Annotated in this window: 19 protein-coding genes and 1 pseudogene; 14 read left to right on the forward strand and 6 right to left on the reverse strand. The window is 43.6% G+C overall.

Going from position 1 to position 17,155, the window contains the following annotated elements:
* Window positions 1-104 precede the first annotated feature (104 nt).
* Together F6K63_RS23060 and F6K63_RS23065 are read right to left on the reverse strand one after the other, a co-directional pair.
* Window positions 105-1,001 carry a hypothetical protein gene (locus F6K63_RS23060; RefSeq protein WP_287313200.1) on the reverse strand — a complete coding sequence of 299 codons (897 nt, stop codon included), beginning with the start codon at window positions 999-1,001 and terminating at the stop codon, window positions 105-107.
* A 496-nt stretch (window positions 1,002-1,497) separates the two neighbouring features.
* Window positions 1,498-1,701, reverse strand: a complete 204-nt coding sequence (locus F6K63_RS23065) for a hypothetical protein (RefSeq protein ID WP_131826875.1) — start codon at window positions 1,699-1,701, stop codon at window positions 1,498-1,500.
* Window positions 1,702-1,739: 38 nt separating this feature from the next.
* On the opposite strand from F6K63_RS23065, the gene F6K63_RS23070 reads away from it, so the two are divergent.
* From F6K63_RS23070 to F6K63_RS23115, 10 genes and pseudogenes are all read left to right on the forward strand, one after another.
* A complete protein-coding gene (locus tag F6K63_RS23070; protein WP_287313201.1) occupies window positions 1,740-2,948 on the forward strand; it encodes an FG-GAP repeat domain-containing protein in 1,209 nt (402 codons plus the stop codon).
* Between the two features lie 32 nt (window positions 2,949-2,980).
* A complete protein-coding gene (locus F6K63_RS23075) occupies window positions 2,981-3,139 on the forward strand; it encodes a hypothetical protein (RefSeq protein WP_154659961.1) in 159 nt (52 codons plus the stop codon).
* Between the two features lie 321 nt (window positions 3,140-3,460).
* Window positions 3,461-3,610 (forward strand): hypothetical protein, encoded by a 150-nt coding sequence (locus F6K63_RS23080; protein WP_287313202.1) that lies wholly within the window; start codon window positions 3,461-3,463, stop codon window positions 3,608-3,610.
* Window positions 3,611-3,736: 126 nt separating this feature from the next.
* Window positions 3,737-4,525: pseudogene (gene rimK / locus F6K63_RS23085) on the forward strand (30S ribosomal protein S6--L-glutamate ligase); the annotation flags it as partial.
* A gap of 422 nt (window positions 4,526-4,947) precedes the next feature.
* Window positions 4,948-5,328, forward strand: a complete 381-nt coding sequence (locus F6K63_RS23090) for a hypothetical protein (RefSeq protein WP_008190197.1) — start codon at window positions 4,948-4,950, stop codon at window positions 5,326-5,328.
* A 555-nt stretch (window positions 5,329-5,883) separates the two neighbouring features.
* The gene (locus F6K63_RS23095) at window positions 5,884-7,329 is read left to right on the forward strand and encodes a PRC-barrel domain-containing protein (RefSeq protein WP_287266078.1); all 1,446 of its coding nucleotides are present in this window, start codon (window positions 5,884-5,886) and stop codon (window positions 7,327-7,329) included.
* 49 nt (window positions 7,330-7,378) lie between these two features.
* The gene (locus F6K63_RS23100; RefSeq protein ID WP_008190191.1) at window positions 7,379-7,618 is read left to right on the forward strand and encodes a hypothetical protein; all 240 of its coding nucleotides are present in this window, start codon (window positions 7,379-7,381) and stop codon (window positions 7,616-7,618) included.
* Between the two features lie 210 nt (window positions 7,619-7,828).
* Complete coding sequence (locus tag F6K63_RS23105) at window positions 7,829-8,095, forward strand: hypothetical protein (RefSeq protein ID WP_008190189.1); 267 nt, start codon at window positions 7,829-7,831, stop codon at window positions 8,093-8,095.
* Between the two features lie 185 nt (window positions 8,096-8,280).
* Window positions 8,281-8,658, forward strand: a complete 378-nt coding sequence (locus tag F6K63_RS23110; protein WP_008190188.1) for a hypothetical protein — start codon at window positions 8,281-8,283, stop codon at window positions 8,656-8,658.
* A gap of 84 nt (window positions 8,659-8,742) precedes the next feature.
* Window positions 8,743-9,036: a TroA family protein gene (locus F6K63_RS23115; protein WP_008190185.1), complete on the forward strand. Its 294-nt coding sequence runs from the start codon at window positions 8,743-8,745 to the stop codon at window positions 9,034-9,036.
* A 204-nt stretch (window positions 9,037-9,240) separates the two neighbouring features.
* Here F6K63_RS23115 and F6K63_RS23120 read toward each other — a convergent pair whose 3' ends face one another.
* A complete protein-coding gene (locus F6K63_RS23120) occupies window positions 9,241-10,875 on the reverse strand; it encodes an alpha/beta hydrolase (protein WP_008190184.1) in 1,635 nt (544 codons plus the stop codon).
* Window positions 10,876-11,431: 556 nt separating this feature from the next.
* Between F6K63_RS23120 and argF the strand changes: the two genes are divergently transcribed.
* Window positions 11,432-12,352 carry an ornithine carbamoyltransferase gene (gene argF, locus F6K63_RS23125; RefSeq protein WP_008190182.1) on the forward strand — a complete coding sequence of 307 codons (921 nt, stop codon included), beginning with the start codon at window positions 11,432-11,434 and terminating at the stop codon, window positions 12,350-12,352.
* On the opposite strand, the gene F6K63_RS23130 is transcribed toward argF, so the two are convergent.
* Both F6K63_RS23130 and F6K63_RS23135 read right to left on the reverse strand, forming a co-directional pair.
* A complete protein-coding gene (locus F6K63_RS23130) occupies window positions 12,313-12,492 on the reverse strand; it encodes a hypothetical protein (protein ID WP_287313203.1) in 180 nt (59 codons plus the stop codon). The two genes, argF and F6K63_RS23130, sit on opposite strands and share 40 nt — an antisense overlap.
* Before the next feature lie 2 nt (window positions 12,493-12,494).
* Window positions 12,495-12,641 (reverse strand): hypothetical protein, encoded by a 147-nt coding sequence (locus tag F6K63_RS23135; RefSeq protein WP_287313204.1) that lies wholly within the window; start codon window positions 12,639-12,641, stop codon window positions 12,495-12,497.
* A gap of 144 nt (window positions 12,642-12,785) precedes the next feature.
* Here F6K63_RS23135 and lexA point away from each other — a divergent pair, with 144 nt between their 5' ends.
* The gene (gene lexA / locus F6K63_RS23140; protein WP_287266088.1) at window positions 12,786-13,418 is read left to right on the forward strand and encodes a transcriptional repressor LexA; all 633 of its coding nucleotides are present in this window, start codon (window positions 12,786-12,788) and stop codon (window positions 13,416-13,418) included.
* Between the two features lie 63 nt (window positions 13,419-13,481).
* Here lexA and F6K63_RS23145 read toward each other — a convergent pair whose 3' ends face one another.
* The gene (locus tag F6K63_RS23145; RefSeq protein ID WP_008190174.1) at window positions 13,482-13,772 is read right to left on the reverse strand and encodes a TRADD-N-associated membrane domain-containing protein; all 291 of its coding nucleotides are present in this window, start codon (window positions 13,770-13,772) and stop codon (window positions 13,482-13,484) included.
* A gap of 935 nt (window positions 13,773-14,707) precedes the next feature.
* On the opposite strand from F6K63_RS23145, the gene F6K63_RS23150 reads away from it, so the two are divergent.
* Entirely contained in the window at window positions 14,708-14,941 is a 234-nt protein-coding gene (locus F6K63_RS23150) for a hypothetical protein (protein ID WP_287313205.1), read from the forward strand.
* 703 nt (window positions 14,942-15,644) lie between these two features.
* Entirely contained in the window at window positions 15,645-16,970 is a 1,326-nt protein-coding gene (locus tag F6K63_RS23155; protein ID WP_287313206.1) for an AAA-like domain-containing protein, read from the forward strand.
* The last annotated feature ends 185 nt before the right edge of the window (window positions 16,971-17,155 follow it).

Below are 17,155 nucleotides of genomic sequence, written 5' to 3' on the forward strand. Positions count from 1 at the left end.
TAGGGGTCGGGTTTGCACCGCCATCCAGATGAACAGTTATAACTTTTGGGGTTGTCCCCGCGAGTTACCTAAGTCATACCCCTCCTGGTGGGGGAGGCTCCTACTTAGAACAAGCCGCACATCCTCTTATTTTCGAGAGACTGACCACGATCACTGTAATTCTTCATCAGAAAGTTTAGGGTGATCGGCTTGATAGCTAGGGGCACAAGGTTTTTTATAGAAACTTCTTCTAAGAAAGATTCTGGAGCAATTCCGTTAGCTTCTGCTGCTTTAACAACATCTTTACGACGAAGTGGAACTAGCTGATATATTCCTAGGGAATCTTCCCCAAAAATTTCCTTTAGTTCTGACTCAAGCACAGATGGTAATACCGCTGGTCTACAAGCAATCCGAAGAGTTAAACAGTTAACATGTTCCTTATAATCCTTAAGCCCATCAACTAAAATTGCTGCCACTGTTTCTAGTCGTAAAAGGCATTCATCAAGACTATCTAAAAATATGTGGAGCCGTTCGCGTAGCGTGGCCGAAAGGCCATGGCTACCAGATTGCCACCTAGTAAATTTTGGGCTTTCAAACAGTTTTTTATTGAGTTGATCTTCCGTAGAAACTGATCGAAGATTAAGTGACAGGATTTCATCGTCTGTATTTTTAAGCTCAGCTCTAAGCTTCTTTTCTTCCTCCTCTATGGCTTGAGTCTTGCCGATGCCCGGTTCACCGAGGAGTATGAGGCAGGGTATTTCAGAAATTTCCCTAAAGGTTACCAACTTAGGATTGGGATTGTAACCGTTGACCGATTTAACGTCTGGATCGCATAAGTAACCATCATAGCCTAAATCGAAGCGCTCAGAGGGAGAACACCAAAATCGCTGCCAGTTATAAGTCTGATTCGACATGCTGTAGGGTTTACAGAATAGATAAGCATTGTCTTGATGCAGTCGCTCATGGGGGAAACCCCCAAGACCGCTTAGGTGCGCTTTCCGTTGGCGAATTAAATTCGCCACGGGTCGCACCTCTGCATCGCTTCCTATGATAACTAGAAAAATCTCTAGCAATCCGTGTAGGAATTGTGATAATTTTTGATCCGAAGTTCCCTATTCCCTGTTCCCTTTCCTATACCTTACCGAATTAAAACCGGCTATATTATAGCAGCTGATTTTTAGAATAGCATTTAACTATGCCACTTTTTAAAGTGACATAATTTCAAAACAGATCCAAAATCTATCATGGTAGAAAATAATCTAGTGTGCAATCTCCACCATCCACGTAAAAGACACACTTGTGTAATCGACACAAGATCAGACCAGGCTGCATTTAAACCAAAAACTGCATTCTACCAATAGTTTTGCTTAATAGTTGTAAGCATTCAGCTATCAGCTGTCAGCCGTCAGGTAATCAACGGGAGCTAGTAAACAAGCTGGGGGGGCTAGTACGGTTGGTTGAAAATCCCTGGTTGTTTTACTCATCCGACCCCGTGCAGTTAAAGCGCCTGCTAGCACTTCAAATAGCACCATCTGTAGCGCATAAGCACCTCAAGTAGCGTGCGCGTAGCGCATTAGCTGATAGCCTATGCGCTACGCGCAATGGGGGTTTTCCCCAGACTTTCAATTTTATTTGAAGCTGACCGCTGACCGCTGACCGCTGACCGCTGACCGCTGACCGCTGACCGCTGACGGCTGACAGTTTACTGTCAACAGTTACCAATCAACAAAACGCGCTTCATCTAAAACAGGAAAACAACCATGAAAATCGAAGCAGAAAACTCAACTCGCGTTACCCTAGAAAATTACGAGGTTTTTGATAATGATAGTGCTTCAGGCTCTAAAGCAGTCAGAATCGAAGACATTGAAACCAACGGCATAATCAGAATTGACTGGACAGAAACTGATGGTGTTGCTGGCAAATACCATATCGGTATTGCTCACTTTGATGAAGTAGATGGAAAAGCTAAACTAATACTACGGGTTAATGGTATTGACATTGACACCTATACTTTGGAGAAAAACCTTGGTGGAGATGGACCCAACCCCCTTAACTATGTCGGTTTCACTGACTCTCTCAGCAATAGTGATCCTAATCCAAATCCTATCTTTAAAGATGTACAACTTGCCCCAGGCGATCGCATCGAAATTGTTGTAGAGGCAGATAGTCTTGATAATGAGACCTTCGAGTTAGGGCGAATTGACGCCATTGAATTTACTTCCGCTGAAGTGGATCTGTTTTGGCATAATTCTCAGACTGGTGCCATGGGAGCTTGGCGGATGCATGGGGTAATGGGTACTGACCTAGATGAGGCAGTGACGATTCAAATGGAATCCGTTAACAGTGACTGGGAGATTCGTGCTGCTGGAGACTTCAACGGTGATAGCCACAAAGATATGGTTTGGCGCAATACCGTTACTGGAGACATTGGTATCTGGTTAATGAAGGGTTCCCAGTTCCAAGAAGCAGTATCCATCGTCCCAGTCTCAGACCTCAATTGGAAAATCCATGGCACAGGAGATTTCAACGGTGATGAGCAAACCGATCTGCTGTGGCGTAATCACTCCACTGGCGAAAATGCAGTTTGGCTGATGAATGGCACTGAGCCGATTCAGGGAGTACTAATCAAATCAGAATCAGCGAACAGTAAATGGAAGATGGTTGGTGCCGGAGACTTTGATGGAAATGATAATACGGATATTCTCTGGCTTAATACTGAAAACCAAAATCTTTACTACTGGCGCATGGCAGGTACCGATTACATAGAATCAGTATTTGTTAATAATGCACCCTTTGACAACACCTGGAAAATTCAAGGAGTTATGGATTTTGACGACAATGCTTACGATGACATTTTCTGGAGCAATACTGTTGACGGCAAGACAGGGATGTGGATGATGCATGAAAACGGTTACGACCGACCAGTAATCGCTGAGTCGGTAGATTTGAGCTGGGAAGGCCATGCCTGAAGTGACATGTGTTGACCGTTAACTGTTGACGCTTGAGTGTCAACAAACAGCGCTTAATCAAATTATGCGATCGCGTAGCGGCTCGTACCGAGCATCGCGTAGCGTGGCCTACGGCCAATCGCACTGCTGACTTGCTGCCGTTTACAATCAATTGGTCACACACCAATGGGGCGCATCCCGTGCGCCCCTAAGAGTTATTTTTATTCTATAGCGTTTATGATATAGAGTAAACTAAATGAAAATTGCGATCTTATCCCTAAATGCTGCCTTATAGCGTTTATCACAGTTATGAGGTACAGTCTCCTGGGAAGCTGATTCCCTGTTAGGTGCGCTCTTACTTGGCGAATTAAATTCGCCACGGGTCGCACCTCTTGATGCAGCGCATCCCTATTCCCTATTCCCTATTCCCTATTCCCTATTCCCTATTCCCTATTTCCTCTTCTTTCTTCCCAGATCCGCTGTTCCGGTGATCCGCTGTTCCCTAAAATCCCGAAATTGTGTACCTCATAGCTATGAGAATTGCTATATATTCTACCCGACGGTTGAAGGATGCTGGGGAAAAGCGGGGTCATGAAATGCGGGTGATTCACTATATGCGCTGTTACCTGAATATTACAGCTCACAAGCCAATGGTAATGTATAGCAGTCGCCAGGGCAGTTAGGACATGACAAAAGTCTCACACCCTTTGTAAGCGATGCAGCGCGGTCTTGGGGGTTTCCCCCATGAGCGACTGCATCAAGAAGCGCAAGAGTTTGACTTCTGACAAATGACTTCTGACAAATGACTTCTGCTATATCAGGGAAAACCTTTAGAAAACTTTGATGCCATTATTCCCCGGATCGGGGCATCAAAGACCTTCTATGGCACCGCTGTTGTACGGCAGTTTGAAGTGATGGATGTTTTTAGTGCTAATCCAACTCAGGCAATTTCCCGCTCCCGTGATAAACTACGCTCTCAACATATCCTTTCTCGTGAAGGTATTGGTTTGCCCGTAACTGGCTTTGCCCATTCAACCCAAGATATTGACGGTTTAATCGAGATGGTAGGTGGTGCTCCTTTGGTTATTAAACTATTGGAGGGTACCCAAGGCATTGGGGTGGTACTGGCAGAAACCCATCAAGCTGCCAAGTCCGTTATTGAAGCCAATCGCTGTTTAGACGCCAATATTTTAGTCCAAGAATTTATCAAAGAAGCAGGGGGTATGGATATTCGCTGCCTTGTGATTGATAGTAAGGTAGTGGCATCAATGAAGCGACAGGGAGCAGAAGGGGAATTCCGCTCGAACCTACACCGAGGGGGAACAGCGGAAAAAATCAAGTTAACCCCTGAAGAGCGTAGCACAGCAATTCGTGCTGCTAAAGCCATGGGATTACGCATAGCTGGGGTAGACATGGTACGCTCCCATCGTGGTCCGCTAGTGTTGGAAGTCAATTCTTCACCAGGACTAGAAGGAGTTGAAAAGGCGACTGAAGTGGATGTGGCCGGGAAGATTATTGGATTTCTCGAAAAAAGTGCTGCGAATGAGAAAAAAGGTGGGCCTGGAAGTGGAGCTGTTCGCGATCGCATCAAGTATTAAATTGTGATTTAATTGTGATTTAATTGTGATTAAATTTTCAGCAAGCCTTTACAGAGAAAGACCGACCCCGTAGAGATAGTCAGCGATTACAAACTTAACTGGCTATCTAGGGTAAATGGACGATGATGGGGAGAGGATGGGCTGGTTATTCATTAGCTATCCTTGCTTCTGCTCTTTCTTGGGACTAGGATGCTCAGATTATATTTCTTTTCCCCTACCGGAAGCAATCCGAAAAAATGAGATGAGTAATCAGATTACTAAAAAAGCGCGATCGCTAGCTATGATCAAGGGCTTGATCGTGATTCGTGGCAAACTCTTCCAATGCTTGTGTAAGGGTACCTAATGCTGATCAATTCAATTTTGACGCAATCCTAGGTTATAGTTACTAGAAAATAGGTAAATTATTGATTAGGGTGTCAGGAATGAATCCAAGCCTGGAACAGTCAAGTATCGATACCACCAGTATGATGACATCTTCCGAACCATTGGTCGAGGTGCCGAAAATCTTGGCAGAAGAGCGCATGCAAAACGAGCGTATGCATGATGTCCTGCTGCTGCTGGAACATTTAGTAGAGAGGGAAGAAGCTACCGTGAAGCTCATCCTTGATTGCCTCTACGATGTCGGCTCAGTCAACCTGATCAACAAAAAGTTTCAATCTCGCTCCCTCAACTGGATGATGAAATCAATTGCCCGTATGTCGAAACCAGCCTTCAGAGTTGTTGCTCTGCGTTGGTTTAAGAAGAATTGTCCAGAACTAATTACTAAGTGGCTGGGGGAGCAAGTGCAAGGCAGCAGGGAGTAGGGAGCAGGGAGTAGGGAGTAGGGAGTAGGGGGAATAAAATTGAGTGTACCTCATAAGTACGAGAAACGCCTTTATGCGTAAGTCCTGAAAAGTTTACCGCTGGCTCAGCCTATCCTGACACCGAACAGCTTTTGGATAAAATAAGCTGATGGCTGAATGCTGACGGCTGAATGCTTACACCTTGAGTTAGGAATTTTCACCAACCCAATAGTTTACAAATCTGGTCAAGCAGTTGACAATTTTCTGCTTACAGAAGAATTCTGTTGTTGCTTTGATATCCGTCATTCAAAAGCTTTTTTAGCGCCCAAGGCCACTAGCATCCTCACAGTTTGTTCACAAAGTTTGATTAATCTTTCATCAGAGCTTAATCAAAGGAGCCGAATTTCTAAGTAAATACTCTGTTTCGGCCTAAACAACCAGCTGATGCCTAATGTCGTGACTATAGAGGGGAGGAGGAGATCGAAAGAGTCAATTGAGGCAAATGCCAGTTGTTAACAACTCCGATGCTACCAGATTTGCTCTAAAAACTCTGATTTAAAACTAAGGAGAACGTTGATGAACACACAATCAGAAACTGCCATTAAGCACAGTGATGTAATCAACCGGATAGTACTGAATCGCCAAAACACTGAAGAAATTGGTCGGGTAGCTGAGCTGTGGCTCGACCCAATGGCTCATAAAGTTTTGGGTTTGGTTTGCAAGTCAGGACTGCTGGGTCGCAAAAAACGGTCATTTACTTGGGCAGAAATTGAGGCGATTGGCTCCGACAGCATTCTAGTTTACCTTGACTCGGAAACCGCAGCGAAAAAACCCCCATCAGTGGAATCGATTGTGGGACATCAGTTGTGGACGGACGGAGGGAATCAGGCAGGTACTTTGGTGGACTATAGATTCGACCCCCAAACTGGAAAGGTAGTTGAGTATATCTTTGGCTCCAAGGGCTGGCGTGGTGTCACTGATGGCACCTACCGACTTCCCCCTGTCGCCATCGCTAGTGTGGGGGGTAAACGAGTGATGGCGATCGAGGCGATGGTGCAAAACGCTGAGCAGTATACCGATGGCATCAACCAAAAAGTTGCTCAGGCGGCTGAATCCTTGAAAGATGACTACGCCAAAACCAAGGAAGATATGGCGGGGCTGATGGAAGGGGCTCAGGGGCTAGCGACTCAAGTCCAAGAAAATGCTAAAACAGTAGCGGGGAATGCCCAAGAGAAGCTCTCTGATGTCGCTGGTCAAGTGCAACAGACCACTAAAGAGCTAACTGGTAATGCTCAAGATAAGTTCTCTGAGGTCACCACTCAAGTGCAAGAAACTACTAAAAAAGTAGCGGAGAATAGCCAAAATAAGTTTTCTGAGGTTGCTGGTCAAGTACAACAGACTACTAAAAAAGTAGCGGAGAATAGCCAAAATAAGTTTTCTGAGGTTGCTGGTCAAGTGCAACAGACTACTAAACAGGTGACTGGTAATGTTCAAGAGAAGTTTTCTGATGTCACCACTCAAGTGCAAGAAACTACTAAAAAAGTAGCGGAGAATAGCCAAAATAAGTTCTCTGAAGTTGCTGGTCAAGCACAACAGACCACTAAGCAGCTAACTGGTAATGCTCAACAGAAGCTCTCTGAGGTCGCTGGTCAAGCACAACAGACCAATAAAAAAGTAGCGGGCAATGCCCAAGAGAAGTTTTATGAGATTGCTACTCAAGTGCAACAGACTGCTAAACAGGTGACTGGTAATGCTCAACAGAAGCTTTCTGATGTCACCACTCAAGTGCAAGAAACTACTAAAAAAGTAGCGGAGAATAGGCAAAATAAGTTTTCTGAGGTTGCTGGTCAAGCACAACAAACTACTAAACAGCTGACTGACCAGGCTAAGGAAAAACTAGTTCAAGTAAAGACAAAGTTGCCGAGTGCTGACTCCCCTACTACTACAGACGCTGCTCAGAAAGACAAGACACTCAAAGCTAGTTCTGAACCAGAATCTGCCGAAACAGCTCTTAAGCACTAACTCATTTGAGCAACGTGTTTTGTCTATACAACTCAAGGAGAAAAATACCATGAGACAAGTTGCAATACTGGTAACTAGACAATTTGCAATGGTGCTAAGTATTTTAGCGATCGCATCTTTGTTATCTCTAGCTACTGATGGTAATGAAAACTCTCAGTCTAAACCTACTCCGAGTTCACCAGAAGCAACTGCACCCCAAACACCAGCAGAAACCGCTGCATCCGAGAGAAAAGAAAAACAGAGCTCTCTGCAGAACATCATCTCTGTGTTAATGATCGCTGATCAGTAATGTAAGCATATGCGCTACTTCACAGGCTAGAAGCCTGTGCCACGCACCCTAGGCGAACAGCTCTCAGCCCTCAGCTCTCAGCCCTCAGCTCTCAGCCCTCAGCTCTCAGCCCTCAGCTCTCAGCCGTTGGCCTACGGCCAACGGCTGAATGCTTACTCAGTAATCACTTAGAAGGTAGCAAGAAACCTTTATTGAAGGAGTATTCAAACAATGATTACGACTGACAACAATAGCGATTGCGAATTTCTTCAAGAAGATAGTATATGGTCTGACCTCAGAGCACTTAGAGTTATCAATGGGCTGCAACAGGAGGTGCAAGCCCTAGAAGCCTCAGTGAAACGGCTCCAAATCTTGCTGGTTTTAAGTATTGTGATCCTAGGAGGTAGTATTGCTGCCATCAGTCCCCTTGGTGCTATGACTTACAAGCAGTTGCAGCAGCAATTTGCACCAGTAAATTTCTGGAAAAACACTCAATAAAACCGGTAACTTTTTTGATTAATTATTGACGGTTAACACTAAACACTAAACACTAAACACTAGAGTATTACTCAATTAATTTTGCCCATTGTTGATCATAAATTACCTACTATCTACTACCTACTAACTAATCACTGTTCTCTTTGCTATCAACCCTCAACACTAAACAGTTTCTAATCAAGGCCATGTCTAACAACAATCATCTAAGTGAAAAAAGCACGATCAACGATTTTTTTATAGACAACAAAGCCCTTCCCAACACAGCCCTTCCTGTTGTTACCCCAGCCAATCCTCTTGCTAATCTCCAACAGCAACATATCGAAGAAGTCGCTGAAGCATTGGTGGAATTTCAAATGACTGCCATGTCCGATAAGAAGAAACATGAGCAAGAAACAAAGCAGCTACAGAAAAAAATGGGTCGCTTCACCGCTATTTGGATGATTTTAATCTTGATGGTGGGAGCAGCAGGAGCATGGACAGGATATTTCTTTTATACCCAGCTCAAGCAGCTAACTACAGAAATTACGTCATTGAAAGAGGCTCAGGGAGAATTAGAACTATAGCGTTTATTGAATTTATGAGGTACAGTTATAAACCTCAAAGTCCCCCTTTTTAAGGGGGACCAACGGGGGATACCTTTGTACCTCATGGGAGATAGAATTGCTATAGCAAAACAAGTTCAACAGCTAGAACGTCAGCTATCTGAACTTAAAAACCAAGTGCCATCGAATCTGGCAACTGACTTAGAAGCTAACCAAAAAAAACTTTCAGCACTAGAAAAACAAGTCCAAGGAGTACAAGAAAGCGTTAAGCACCGCCAACAAGCCCTAGTGGTTTTAGCCAACGCTTTTCAAGACTTGGCTAATTTTGATCAGTCTAACCCTCCTGTGACTGCGACCTCAGCGGAAAATAGTCCAAAAGGTGGGGCTGTAAATCAATAATTGAGTAAGCTATCAGCTTATGTGCTACGCACACGCTACTTGAGGTGCTACCAGCTTAAGCGCTACAGATGGTGCTACTTGAGGTGCTATTAGCTTATGCCTATAGGGCAGGCTACATCGAACAGCTTTTGAATCAAATAAGCTGACCACTGACCACTGACCACTGACCACTGACCGCTGACCGCTGACCGCTAAATTCTTACCTTACAACCCCGCTTTTTCCCGTACCAGAGGATCGAGAATTGTCAGCAAACTCAAGGGCATCAGCTCTTGACTAAGGGATTGAGCATAGGCAGCACTCAGATAAGCTTGGTACTCTGATTTACCAGCAATATAGGTTTGGAAAAATGCTAAACTCAATGCCTTCATATACTCCTGAGCAATAGTTGGGTCAGGACCAACCACTGCCTCAGGTAAGGGGACATCATCTTCTGATGGGGCGAGGGTGGAAAAGTGGGTTCCTCTCTTGAGCAATACTAGATACTTCTGTAGAGTTGTCAGCCAAGTAAAGGGTTGAATCTGTTCTGGTAACGCTGGCGCTATGGTATCACCACTACCAGCGACTACCATCAGCGGCACTTGAATTTCGCTAAGTTGGGATTTTCCTAAGACTGTGCTAGTAATTGGATTAATTGCGATCGCACCTTTAATCCGTTGATCCGATAACTGATAGTCCTGTGGTGGCAAGTCAAAGGCACGACACTGAAGTAGTAGGGATATATTCAAGGTATCCTGATTTAAAGGAGCGCAATCCTTTTGCAATTGCTCAAAATTGATCTCGGCTCCAGCAAGAGCTAAGGATGTGTAACCCCCAAAGGACTGACCTAATACTCCCACCTGTTGCAAATTTAACTGCCCTTTAAAGGAACTTTCTAGTTCATCCAGTAACAACTTAATATCCACAGGACGGTTAATAAATTCTGATGGTGGAGCTGCCTCTTTGGCAAGACCAGTTAACAAAGCCTGTATTTGATCCGCATTACTGCCTGGATGTTCCGGTACAGCCACAGCAAATCCATGGGATGCCAGGTGACGGGCTAAGTACTCAAATGTCTTCCGTTCTGAACCCAGTCCGTGGGAAATAACAATCACTGGTGCTAACCCTTCCCTTGGGGACTCTGGCAAATACAAGTCAACGGGAAACTCTCGGCGACGGCTGAGGTGATCGAAGGTAATGGTTTGCTTGGCATAGTTGACTGAACCGGGTTGCCGTAAGTCTAGGGAAAAATCGGATAAACCTCGCTCTGTCTGGGCTGCGGCTTCCTGCTCTGATGCCTGTTCCACTGCTGCAATGGCGATCTGGGTTTGCTGAATCAGCTTCGATAAGTCATCAATAATTTCAAAACCCCGTTGTGAGTTAATCCGAATGCCGTAAGTCGGAAATTCCTGCAACACATTCAAAATCGTCAACCCTTCTGGCTTAAAAGCGGCTTTGATTAAAGCAGCTCGAATGGCATAGAAACCGGGTTGACGAGCTTTGGTTTGTATGACTTCACCTACCCGTTGTAGAATTATTTCCCCTTGAGGTGAGTAGAGGAATTGAGCGATCGCTACTGGTGTGACATCAATGGGAGTGATTAAGACCTCCCGCAGTTGTTTGAATTCTTCCGGCTTTACATACCCCGCATAGAAAGCTAAGGATGGCTCAACTTTGCCAACTGTCGCATAAACTTCTAGAGCTGCGATCGGTAGAGAAAACTCGATTGGACCATAGGAAATATAGATTTTCTCTGCTGCCTCAACTGGTGCATAAATCATCACTGGGGTGACCAACAATCCTAGATTCAGCAGCAGCCATCTTAGTCTAGTTTGTGGTTTACCTTTTGCGAATCTGAACATATAGGGTTTCCAAATGATTTGTAAAACTAGATTGTCATTTTTTCTAATACAAAAAACGCTGTATTACCTAATATTGTTATGTATCCGGAGTTTTGTGTTCCCTAACGCATTTCATTATTTGTTCACATCTCAAATGTAAATACTATAGCGCTACTACCTGTTCCCGACTCCCCACTCCCGACTCCCCACTCCCTAGTGCTGAATCGGGCCAGACATTTGTATTATTTAATAAGGATTTGTCAATTTTTGATGACATTTAGGGCTAGATTAAATAGACTGGGATTATGTTATAGCGAAATTTTGTGGTAGAGTGAATAACTCTAGCCAAGATTCAAGGTTGTTTTCCTAGAAAAGACTAACTAGTTTTTTAGTCTTTTTTGGGAGAATGGCTATGATTTTTTAAGATAAATATGATAGCGTCTTAAGATGGTGCATCTTAACAAAAACTGGGGAGCTATAAGGTGCTCATTCCAGGTAAATAGTACACTTTGTTTTCTGGGCAATTGTGTGTATAACTGTGGCTAGGGTAAACTAGTTTACTCATTGAATACAGAACATGAATACGTTAAAAGGACGCGATTTTCTAGGCTTCACAGACCTCAGTGCTAGTGACATTCAGGAACTATTGGATAAAGCCACTAAGTTAAAAAAAGGTCAGTGGAATCCTAGGTGCAATAAGGTTTTGGGATTATTGTTTTATAAGGCTTCCACACGAACACGGGTTAGTTTTTCCGTAGCTATGTACCAACTAGGCGGTCAGGTGATTGACTTAAATCCCAATGTCACCCAAGTTGGTCGTGGAGAACCGGTAGTAGATACAGCGCGAGTGTTAGATCGGTATTTGGATATTCTAGCAATTCGTACCTTTGAGCAAAAACAGTTGGAAACCTTTGCTGAATATGCCAAGATTCCAATTATTAATGCTTTGACTGATTGGGAGCATCCCTGTCAGATTTTAGCCGATTTGTTAACGATTCAGGAATGCTTTGGAACACTGGCTGGTTTGACATTGACTTATGTTGGCGACGGTAATAATGTCGCTCATTCACTAATGTTGGGCTGCGCTCTAATGGGAATGAATGTCAGAGTCGCCACACCACCAGCTTATCAACCTGATAGTGCTATTTGTGAGCTTGCCCTGAAAACCGCAGCTAGCCGCACAGAAGTAATGGTTACCAATGACCCAATAGCTGCTGCCAAGGAATCTCAAGTAATTTATACTGATGTTTGGGCAAGTATGGGTCAGGAAGCTTCAGCTGAGGAGCGAATTCCAATTTTTGAGCCTTATCAAGTTAATCAACAGTTGTTAGACCATGCCGACCCATCAGCAATTGTACTCCACTGTTTACCCGCTCACCGGGGAGAAGAAATTACAAACCAGGTAATCGAAGGCTCGCGATCGCGTGTTTGGGACCAGGCCGAAAACCGTTTACATGCTCAAAAAGCTTTACTGGTCAGTCTTTTAGGGGTTGAGTGAATGGTAAGGGAATAGGGAATAGGGAATAGGGAGTCGGAACCCACCCCTAACCCCTCCCAGGAGGGGAACGGGAGTCGGGAGTCGGAACCCACCCCTAACCCCTCCCAGGAGGGGAACGGGAGTCGGGAGTCGGAACCCACCCCTAACCCCTCCCAGGAGGGGAACGGGAATCGGGAATCGGGAATCGGGAAAAAATCCTGTTTACTTCATAGCTAGGAAAAATGCTATGACTCCCCATCTCCGGTTTCTCCCCATCTTCGGTTTCTCCCCATCTCCGGTTTCTCCCCATCTCCGGTTTCTCCCCATCTCCCCACACTTAACACACTTACCACCCTCCAAAACCGAACAATACTCTGGACAAATGACAATAGTTGATAGTACCAATGTTCTATAGAGCAATCACTAAGAACGACCATTTTTTGTCAAGAGTCTTATGGAAAACCTCACATCTGCTCAACAAGAACTCTACGATTGGCTGGTTAATTATATTCGGGTGTCACACCATGCCCCTTCGATCCGGCAAATGATGAGAGCAATGAACTTGCGCTCACCAGCACCGATTCAGAGTAGGCTGGAACATTTGCGTAGTAAGGGATATATTGATTGGACGGAAGGAAAAGCCCGGACGATTAGGCTGCTGCGGCATTCTAATTTGGGAGTTCCTGTCTTAGGAGCGATCGCAGCCGGGGGCCTAGTGGAACCCTTCACCGACACAGTTGAGGAGTTGAATATATCTGGCTTCTTCCACCAACCAGGTAACTTTGCTCTGCGGGTTACTGGAGACAGCATGATCGAAGACTTAATTGCAGAAGGGGATGTGGTGATTATGCGACCAGTGCCTGATCCCGATGACATCAAGAATGGTTTAATTGTCGCGGCACGGGTGGATGGACATGGTACAACCTTGAAACGTTTCTATCGTAAGGGTCACAAAGTTACTCTCAAACCCTCTAATGCTAAGTACCACCCCATAGAAGTGATGGCAAAACATGTTCAGGTTCAAGGAGTATTAGTTGGTGTCTGGCGGGGATATGAGCAGCATCTAACACCAGCAGCGATACATTAGACTTCCCAACAGTTGTCCGGAATAGGGAACAGGGTTTCCTATTCCCTGGGCTATAATTAGTCTCTACGACTCTTCATTATCATCTTCCTCTTCTGCTTCTCTAATCGCTTCATCTAGCCGGTCATTAGCATCCTTAGCTAGCTTAACAAAACGCATACTTGATGCTAATCCCACACTGGTAGTAACTATTCCATCAGATAGCTTGTTGGACATTAATAATCCTGCCCCGATTAGACCCACAATCCCGCTTATAATTGTAGCCCCGACAAGCAAGTTAAAGGCAAGCTTGGCTTGACGAATGCGCTCGTTAAAGTAGGTGGTTTCTGGGTCAGATTCTTTGTTTGATTTAGACATGATTTATTCAGCCTTTAGTTGAGTAACCCTCTTATCTCCAACTATAGGCTCAATAAATTAATATTAGTAATTTGTGATTTCAAAGTTCACTTAGTTCACGATTTTTACTATTGGTGAATATCAAAAAATATCTCCGTGATTAGTTGTTCACTGCTTTCTAAAAAATCGTGAAACTAGGGAATAGGTAGTAGTTGATGTAGGGTGGGCAGTAAGTATCATCCCGATGGTAAGCTTTGGAATTAGTATGATTACTGCCCACCTTACGATTGATTTTACTCTATCTTACAATTAATTTTCTGTTGGTGGGCAGAGAAGTTGATGTAGGGTGGGCAGTAAGTATAATCCCGATGGTAAGCTTTGGAATTAGTATGATTACTGCCCACCCTAGGATTCATTTTACTCTATTTTACAATTAATTTTCTGTTGGTGGGCAGAGTAGTTGATGTAGGGTGGGCAGTAAGTATAATCCCGATGGTAAGCTTTTAAATTGGTATGATTACTGCCCACCTTACGATTCATTTTAGCAAAAATTTATACAACTACTATTTTATAATTTATTTTCTGCTGGTGGGCAGTGCCGATTTAACCTGCTACAAGCTTTGAAATTGCTATCAAGCACTGCCCACCCTACGATTCATTTTACTGACTACAAGCTAAAAAAAAATATAGGAACACTGCCCACCCTACGATTCATTTTAACTTACGATTCATTTTACTATATTTTACAATTTATTTTCTGCTGGTGGGCAGTGCCAATTAAAGCTACTACAAGCTTTGAAATTGCTATCAAGCACTGCCCACCCTACGATTATACGATTTATTTCACTCTCCACAATCTCCATATTTCGTAATAAAAAAAAATCTCTAAATACCTTGACAAATGATTATATTATAAATATATTAATAATATAATCAATTTACACGAGTCACGATTCATGACCAACAACATTCCGCCTAACTCCGATGACAATAACACCCCAGAAAACCCTGGTCGCAAACGTAAGAAAGTCAAGCACTTATTGGTTGGTTCTCCTGAACAAGTTCGGAAGACAATTCTTGCCATTTATGGCCTTAAGTACGCCTACCCCGATGAGTGGAGCACTCCCGAGCCCACCGGTAAGCCTGGTGAGGTGATGACTTTTTTGATTCGCTATTTTTACGTAAACTAGGATAGTAATTTGCCAGCGATGCAGCGCGGTCTTGGGGGTTTCCCCCATGAGCGACTGCATCAAGACAGGGTTTGACCCCCTGGCGACCATAAGTGAAACTTGTTTTGTGGAGGTTAGTTTATTGAGTTAGAATGTTGTTGTTTTGGATCAGTTGCTGAGGTAAGCATTCAGCAGTCAGTGGTCAGTGATCAGCCGTCAGCCGTCAGCCGTCAGCCGTCAGCTTTTGGCTAATAGCTGATAGCTGATCAGCTGATAGCTGATAGCTGATAGCTAATAAGCTGATCAGCTCAGCAATACTTGTAATGGCTTATATATTAGAATTCGGTCAAGAATTGGTTAACCAAAACTTGACCGAGTTTTTTTTATTGGTCAGCAGTTAGCAGTCAGCCGTCAGCCCTTGGCCTTTGGCACCTCAAGTAGCGTGCGCGTAGCCCATAAGCTGAAACCTGTTCGCGTAGCGTGCGCGTAGCGCATAAACTGATAACTGATAGCTGATTGCTGATAGCTGATTGCTTACGAACAAACTTCACGTTAGTTCATGGCTCTTCACATCTTCACTAATGTGAAGGTCAAAAATATCTTTGTGATTATTTTTTAACTGCTAAAAAAAAAAATGTTAAATTCTTCACTCAATCTTGATGAAATCATCAACAATAATTTAAAATAACTATAGGACTATCTACTGCACAAGGAGCACTCGTCGATGATTAGTAAAGAAGCCTTCGAGCAAAAATTCAAGACCATGCCCTGGAAAAGGCGACAAGTGTTGGAGGCGGTGGTTGGTGGCCAAACAGATGAAGCAATCAAAGAAAAGGTTTTACGTGTCTATGATGTATCTACTGTAAGAAACCATATTTCTAAAATCTATAAAGACTTTGATATTGAAGCTAATGGTTTTAATTGTCGTTGGGAAATAGTTGAAATCGTTAATACCTATAAGCCTGAGTTAGTGGCTGACCAAGTATTAAAAGAGTACGAGTTGTCATCCTATCGTTCTAAAGCTGATCAATATAAATTTATTGATCAATCTCTTGATCAATCTAAAGCTGATCAAGAGATTTATATTGAGCGCCCACCAATTGAAAATCGTTGTTATCAGGAAATTGTTAAGCCGGGAGCGTTAATTCGGATTAAAGCGCCGAAACGGATGGGCAAAACCTTATTGATTCAGAATATTATCGCCCATGGCGAAAAACAGGCTTATGGAAAAGTTTATTTAAATATAAATCAGCTCCCTTTCACTAATTTAGATATATTTTTAAAGTCGTTTTGCTTGCAAGTTGGTAAAAAACTGAAATTGCCCAATCAGTTGCAGACCTATTGGGATGATAGTTTTTTTACCAGTGTTGACAACTGCACTGCCTACTTTGAAGAGTATTTGTTAGCCTCTTTAGAAAGTCCGTTACTGTTGTGCTTGGATGACCTTGATCCAGTGTTTCACCATCAAGACATTGCTGAAGAGTTTCTGCCGTTGCTCCGTAATTGGCATGAGACGGGCAAGTTTGAGGATAGTTGGAAAAAACTGCGGTTGGTTGTGGGTCATGCCACGGAAGTTTACATTGATTTAGATCTGAATAAGTCGCCATTTAATGTGGGAAAACCTATAGAGTTACTACAGTTTGATGCTCAGCAGGTCAAGCGGTTTTCCCAGGGTTATGGGTTGAATTTGTCTGTGGATTCAGTAACCAAACTGATGGCAATGGTGGGGGGACATCCTTATTTATTGTCCCAAGCTTTTGATCATCTCAAGAATCACCAAGCAGTAGAGAAGAAACTGGATACCCTTTTGGCTAATGCCCCCACAGAAGCAGGAATTTATCGCAGTTATCTGTACTCACTGTTAACTAGTATTCAAAAGCATTCCGAATTGCTGGACACTGTTAAACTACTAGTTAGTACAACTAAGCCGGTGCGCCTGGATGCTAATATAACTCGGAAGTTGGAAAGTATGGGGCTGGTTGAGCGCCATGGGAATGATTGTAGTTTGAGATGTAATTTGTATCGTCAGTATTTTAGCGATCGCATTTAGGGAGCAGGGAGTCGGGAGTCGGGAGTCGGGAGTCGGGAATCGGGAGTCGGGAGTCGGGGTAATATCATTATTATCAATAGAGCAGGAAGTAGAATAACAATGAGCAAAAACATCTTTAACTATACCAAATTATTGAAAACTACTTCTTCTCTCTCCCCTCTCCCCACACTCCCCACACTCTTCCC

Origin of the sequence: Moorena sp. SIO1G6, from assembly GCF_010672795.1 — a bacterium.
Lineage (GTDB): Bacteria > Cyanobacteriota > Cyanobacteriia > Cyanobacteriales > Coleofasciculaceae > Moorena > Moorena producens.

Excerpts from the sequence above, each read along its gene's own strand:
- F6K63_RS23070 (WP_287313201.1), top strand. The coding sequence starts at position 1,740 with ATGAAAATCGAAGCAGAAAACTCAACTCGCGTTACCCTAGAAAATTAC.
- F6K63_RS23080 (WP_287313202.1), top strand. The coding sequence starts at position 3,461 with ATGAGAATTGCTATATATTCTACCCGACGGTTGAAGGATGCTGGGGAA.
- F6K63_RS23090 (WP_008190197.1), top strand. The coding sequence starts at position 4,948 with ATGAATCCAAGCCTGGAACAGTCAAGTATCGATACCACCAGTATGATG.
- F6K63_RS23095 (WP_287266078.1), top strand. The coding sequence starts at position 5,884 with ATGAACACACAATCAGAAACTGCCATTAAGCACAGTGATGTAATCAAC.
- F6K63_RS23100 (WP_008190191.1), top strand. The coding sequence starts at position 7,379 with ATGAGACAAGTTGCAATACTGGTAACTAGACAATTTGCAATGGTGCTA.
- F6K63_RS23105 (WP_008190189.1), top strand. The coding sequence starts at position 7,829 with ATGATTACGACTGACAACAATAGCGATTGCGAATTTCTTCAAGAAGAT.
- F6K63_RS23110 (WP_008190188.1), top strand. The coding sequence starts at position 8,281 with ATGTCTAACAACAATCATCTAAGTGAAAAAAGCACGATCAACGATTTT.
- F6K63_RS23115 (WP_008190185.1), top strand. The coding sequence starts at position 8,743 with ATGGGAGATAGAATTGCTATAGCAAAACAAGTTCAACAGCTAGAACGT.
- F6K63_RS23120 (WP_008190184.1), bottom strand. The coding sequence starts at position 10,875 with ATGTTCAGATTCGCAAAAGGTAAACCACAAACTAGACTAAGATGGCTG.
- argF (WP_008190182.1), top strand. The coding sequence starts at position 11,432 with ATGAATACGTTAAAAGGACGCGATTTTCTAGGCTTCACAGACCTCAGT.
- F6K63_RS23135 (WP_287313204.1), bottom strand. The coding sequence starts at position 12,641 with ATGGGGAGAAACCGGAGATGGGGAGAAACCGAAGATGGGGAGAAACCG.
- lexA (WP_287266088.1), top strand. The coding sequence starts at position 12,786 with ATGGAAAACCTCACATCTGCTCAACAAGAACTCTACGATTGGCTGGTT.
- F6K63_RS23145 (WP_008190174.1), bottom strand. The coding sequence starts at position 13,772 with ATGTCTAAATCAAACAAAGAATCTGACCCAGAAACCACCTACTTTAAC.
- F6K63_RS23150 (WP_287313205.1), top strand. The coding sequence starts at position 14,708 with ATGACCAACAACATTCCGCCTAACTCCGATGACAATAACACCCCAGAA.
- F6K63_RS23155 (WP_287313206.1), top strand. The coding sequence starts at position 15,645 with ATGATTAGTAAAGAAGCCTTCGAGCAAAAATTCAAGACCATGCCCTGG.